Annotated in this window: 1 protein-coding gene; it reads right to left on the bottom strand. The window is 70.7% G+C overall.

Annotated elements, in window-relative coordinates; all coding sequences use genetic code 11:
- Positions 1–662: lipid II flippase MurJ (locus FVW20_RS15825; protein ID WP_307831596.1), on the bottom strand; the 662-nt coding region annotated here is incomplete at its 3' end.
- Positions 663–1252: the final 590 nt, after the last annotated feature.

The raw sequence follows: 1252 nt of genomic DNA, 5'->3' as shown, positions 1-1252 counted from the left end.
GTGGCCATGACGACCAGATTGAGCACCGCCGGGGCCAGGGCAGGCGGCAGGAAGCGCCCGTGGGCGTGCAGCATGCCCGCGCACAGCGCGGCGCAGGTGGCGGCCACCCCGTAGGGCAGGCAGATGCGCAGAAGGTGCGCGGCCCGTTCCGCCACACCCGGCATCGCACCTTCCGCGCCAAAGCCGGGGGCCAGCAGCAAGGCCAGGGGATGGGCCAGGGCCATGCCCAAAAGGCACAGCAGGGCCAGCAGCACCAGCGCCCGCAGCACCACACCGCGCCCGAAGGCGAAGGCCCGCGCGTCGCCCTCGCGCTCTCGCAGGTGCACGAAGGCGGGGGTGAACGCCAGCGACACCGCGCCTTCGCCGAACAGGCGGCGCATGAGGTTGGGCAGGCGGAAGGCCACGAAAAAGGCGTCGGCCGCGGCGCCCGCGCCCAGGATGTGCGCGGTCAGCGCATCACGCGCATAGCCGAGCACCCGCGACGCCAGCGTGGCCCCGGCCACGGTGGCGGCGTTGCGGGCCATGGAAGTGTTGTCCGGTGACGTGTTGCCCGATGACATGGCGCAGGGTGACGGGCCGTTCGGAGGCATGTCGTCCGGATTGGCGTTGCCCGAAGGCGTGTTGGCCTGGGGCGGGCCGGGCTGGGCTGTGGGTGGCGTCATGCCGGGTCCTTGCTGCGTGGGTGATGGGGCGCAACCGCCCGGCGGGCAGTGTAGCGCAGCGCCCCCGGCCTGGGAACCCGGCGCCCCCTGCCTGAATACGGACGGCGGATACCGGGAAACCGTCCGGAAATTCCGGATTGCCATGCCCGGACGGTGAAGGAGGATATGTTGCATTTGTGAACACTCTGCGAAATCAGCATGTTGCGTTGCAATATGGCCGCGAGGCCGTCCGGTTGCGGGAGTTGTTATTTCCGGCGGCTTGTATTACGCCCACCAGACGGGCCGTTGCGGCCCAGCCGGACAGCCGGGCAGATGAGCAACCGGATAACCGGGCAGCCGGGCAGACGATCAGACGAGACACTCATCCTTCGGCCGCCCGCGTGGTGGGCCGCACGCGCGTGGCACGCGCGGCAAGCTGGCAAGGCATAGGGGGTATGCCGCGTGAGCGACCAGAAGGGACAGGATTCTGCGGAGAACGTGTGGCACGCCGCAGCCACCGGGCACGGCCAGGCGCCGGGCCCGGAGGGTCAACACACCCCGCGCCCAGGCGGCACGCCGCATGATGCCGGGCGTGACCCTCTGCCCGACCT

This window comes from Nitratidesulfovibrio oxamicus, from assembly GCF_015731765.1.
GTDB classification, from domain to species: domain Bacteria; phylum Desulfobacterota; class Desulfovibrionia; order Desulfovibrionales; family Desulfovibrionaceae; genus Cupidesulfovibrio; species Cupidesulfovibrio oxamicus.
Note: the sequence above shows the minus strand (reverse complement) of the source record. Positions and strands in the feature narration are given on the sequence as shown.